Here is a 3,525-nt window from a genome sequence, read left to right as displayed (position 1 = left end):
GAGAGGGGTCGTTCGGGTGGTGGGCGGGGTCGGGAGAGGGCGTCATGACCAGGGGCCTCCTTTGCGCTGGCTCCGCGGAGGAGCGCGTGATCCGCGACAGCGTAGTGCGCTTGACGCGGATGCGTCAGCACCCCGCGACGGCTCCCGTACGCGCTCACCCCCTCGGTCGGGCCGCCCGCGAGGGCATACGCTGCCGCGTCATGGACGACAACGTGCGGGAGCTGGTGCTGGGTCTGGTGGCGGCGGCGATCACGGCCGCGGCGGGGTGGTTCGCCCGCACCTGTGTCTGGCGGCGGAAACTCCACAGGCAGCAGCGGTTCTTCGGGCTGCCGGCGCACTCCGGGTGCCTGCTGGTGGTCAATCACGACCCGGCGACCGACGAGAGCGCCGTCGCCCGCAACGACGTGTTCGCGCTGCTGGAGCTGTCCGCGCTCGTCAAGGACTGCGGCGCGCGGATGGAGGTGGTGGCGCACGACGCGGCGCGCCGGGGGTTCGGGGAGCACACCGAGTTCTGTCTGGGCGGGCCGGGCTCGAACGAGCGTACGGCGGCGCACATGGAGATGCTGCTGCCGGGCGTGGCGGTGAACACGGACGCCGAACCCGGCCCCGGCCAGGCCGCGTTCACCGTCGGCGGCGAGCGCTACCGGATGGAGAAGGGCAGCGTCGAGTACGTGCTGCTCGCGCGGCTCACGGGGGCCTCGTCCCCCGTCGGGGGCACGAGGGGAGAGCGCGGGGACAGCGAGGCGGTGCGGCCCGTCTTCCTGATATGCGGCCAGCGCTCCCTCACCAACCAGGCGGCGGCCCGTTACCTGGCCCGGCACCATGTGCGACTGGCCCGCCGGCACGGGCCGGACGGAGACTTCTGCCTGCTCCTGCGGGTGGTCAACTCGCGCGCCTACGGCCCCGATGTGGTGGAACTGGTGGCCGACGTGACGCGGGAGGCGAGCGCCTCGCCGGCCCGCTGAACCGCACGCGGGGCGCCGGTCACGGCCGGGCCCCCGGCATGGTGGAGCCCGCCTCGGCGGGCGCGACGGGAACCGCCTCGTTCTTCAGGTTGCGCCGCTCGCGGCGAGCGACCCAGTTGGCGAACCAGGACAGCAGCATGCACAGGCCGATGTAGATCGCCGAGATGACGATGACCACCGGGATGAACGGCATGGTGTAGTCCATGTTGATGGCGATCAGCCGCCCGGCGTGCAGGAACTCCTCGTAGGTGATCAGGTACCCCAGCGAGGTGTCCTTGAGGGCGACGACGAGCTGGCTGATGATCGTCGGCAGCATGGCGCGCACGGCCTGCGGCACCAGGACGTGGACCATGACCTGGGTCTTGCGCAGGCCGAGCGCGTAGGCGGCCTCGCGCTGGCCCCGGTCGACGGACTGCACGCCGGAGCGGAAGACCTCCGCGAGCACGGAGCCGTTGTAGAGGGTCAACCCGGTCACCAGGGCGGGCAGCGCCTGGACCTGCAGCGCGACGAAGACGAAGAAGATCATGACGAGCACCGGCATGGCCCGGAAGAACTCCACCAGCAGCGTGCTCACCCAGCGGACGGGCCGGTGGTCCGAGAGCCGCCCCGCGGCCAGCAAAGCGCCCAGCGCCAGGGCGAGGACGGCGGCCATCGCGAAGGCCTTGAGGGTGTTGCCGAGGCCGCCGAGCAGCAGTTCCTGTACGCCTTCGTAGGCGAAGGGGCGCCACTTGACGTGGGCGAACTGTCCGGTGTCGAGCAGCAGCCAGCAGACCCAGGCCAGCAGTGCGGCGAGGGCGAGCGACGTCAGGACGCCGTAGAGCAGGTGGCGGGCGCGGGCTCGGGGCCCCGGGATGTCGTAGAGCGCGGAGGCGGAGGCCTTCGGCGCACGCTTGGCACCGCGTCCGCGCAGCAGCGTGGCGAGCCCCGAGGGGGGCGGGGCGGAGGGCGGCGTGGTCATCGGGCCACCCCCCAGCGCCGCTCCAGCACGTGGAAGAGGCCGCTGATGGCGAGGGTGAGGATCAGGTAACCCAGTGCGATCCACACGAAGCTCCAGATGACGCTGTAGCCGTTCTCGCTGAGCGTCTTGTAGGTGCTCAGCAGCTCGACGACGCTGAAGGAGCCCGCGATGGCCGAGTTCTTGGCCAGCGCGATGAGGGTGGAGCCGACGGGCGCGATGACGGTGCGGAACGCCTGGGGCAGCACGACGGTCCCGAGTGTCTGGCCGAAGGTCATGCCCAGGCTGCGGGCCGCCTCGCCCTGCCCGACGGGGACGGTGTTGATGCCGGAGCGCACCGCCTCGCAGATGAAGGCGGAGGTGTAGCAGCCCAGGGCGAGCACGGCGAACAGTTCGAAGGGCAGGGCCACTCCGAAGCGCGGCAGTCCCAGCAGCATGGCGAAGAACAGCAGGGTGAGCGGGGTGTTGCGCAGGACCGTCACCCAGGCGGTGCCGACGCCGCGCAGTGCCGCGACGGGCGCCACCCGGAAGCCGGCCATCACGACGCCGACGGCGAGCGCCAGCAGCGAGGCGTAGACGGTCAGCCGTACGGTGCCCCAGAAGCCCTCCCCGTAGAGGGCGAAGTTCTGTGTCAGTACGTCCATAGGAGCCGCTTGGTTCCTCTCAGCTCGTCAGGGAGCGGTCGACGCGGGGCGGTTTCGGCGCGGGGGCACCGGACAGGCCGAGGGTGACGTCGTAGGCCCGCTTCCAGTCGCCGTTCTCCTCCCGTGCGACAAGGGCGTCGTCGAGGGCGCGGGCGAGCGCGTGGTCCTCGCGGGGGACGCCGATGCCGTAGGGCTCCTCGGAGAAGGCCCTGCCGACGACCTTGAGGTGGTCGGGGTCCTTGGCGGCGTAGCCCAGCAGGATCGTGTCGTCGGTGGTGACGGCGTCGACCTGGTTGTTGAGGAGGTTGTCGACGCAGATGGCGTAGCTGTCGTAGGCGACGGGTTTGGCGCGGGGGTAGTCGGACTGGACGCGCTGGAGCGGGGTCGACCCGACGGCGGAGCAGATCTTCTTGCCCGCCATGTCCTGCGGCCCCTTGAGCCGCTTGTTGTCCTTGCGGACCAGCAGCCGCTGTCCCGCGATGTAGTAGGGCCCGGCGAAGCCGACGAGTTTCCTGCGCCCCTCGTTGATCGTGTAGGTGCCGACGTAGTAGTCGATCTGGCCGTTCTGCAGGGCCGTCTCGCGGTTGGCCGAGGCGATGGCCTTGTACTCGATCTGCCGGTCGGGGTCGAATCCGAGAGAGGCGGCCATCATCTCGGCGATCTCGATGTCGAAGCCGGTGTACTCGCCGGTGGCCGGATTCTTCTCGCCCATGCCCGGCTGGTCCTCCTTGACCCCGATGGTCAGGCGTCCGCGCTGGTGGGCGCGGGTCCAGGTGGGTGAGGAGGGGAGGGAGAAGTCCCGCTCGACCGCGTAGTGCGGCAGGGCGCTGGGCTGCGGGCCGCGGGCCCCCCCCCCCCCCCCCCCCCCCCCCCCCCCCCCCCCCCCCCCCCCCCCCCCCCCCCCTCGATGTCGAAGCCGGTGTACTCGCCGGTGGCCGGATTCTTCTCGCCCATGCCCGGC

The 3,525-nt window shown here is 71.3% G+C and carries 3 protein-coding genes and 1 pseudogene; 1 reads left to right on the top strand and 3 read right to left on the bottom strand.

What is annotated here, in order from left to right; genetic code table 11:
• Positions 1–200: 200 nt before the first annotated feature.
• A complete protein-coding gene (locus AB8Z75_RS32985) occupies positions 201–965 on the top strand; it encodes a hypothetical protein (protein ID WP_369208505.1) in 765 nt (254 codons plus the stop codon).
• Positions 966–984: 19 nt separating this feature from the next.
• On the opposite strand, the gene AB8Z75_RS32980 is transcribed toward AB8Z75_RS32985, so the two are convergent.
• The 3 genes and pseudogenes from AB8Z75_RS32980 to AB8Z75_RS32970 all read right to left on the bottom strand — a co-directional run.
• On the bottom strand, positions 985–1,923 hold the full coding sequence (locus AB8Z75_RS32980; protein WP_369208503.1) for an amino acid ABC transporter permease: 939 nt from the start codon (positions 1,921–1,923) through the stop codon (positions 985–987).
• Positions 1,920–2,564, bottom strand: coding sequence for an amino acid ABC transporter permease (locus tag AB8Z75_RS32975; protein WP_369208502.1), 645 nt, complete (start codon positions 2,562–2,564; stop codon positions 1,920–1,922). The genes AB8Z75_RS32980 and AB8Z75_RS32975 overlap by 4 nt, the downstream gene beginning before the upstream one ends.
• 19 nt (positions 2,565–2,583) lie before the next feature.
• Positions 2,584–3,408 (bottom strand): annotated as a pseudogene (locus AB8Z75_RS32970) (glutamate ABC transporter substrate-binding protein); the annotation flags it as partial.
• Positions 3,409–3,525: the final 117 nt, after the last annotated feature.

The sequence above is a fragment of the Streptomyces sp. PU-14G genome (assembly GCF_041028275.1).
GTDB lineage: Bacteria > Actinomycetota > Actinomycetes > Streptomycetales > Streptomycetaceae > Streptomyces.
The sequence above is the reverse complement of the archived record's forward strand: the minus strand, read 5'-3'. Positions and strand labels throughout refer to the sequence as shown.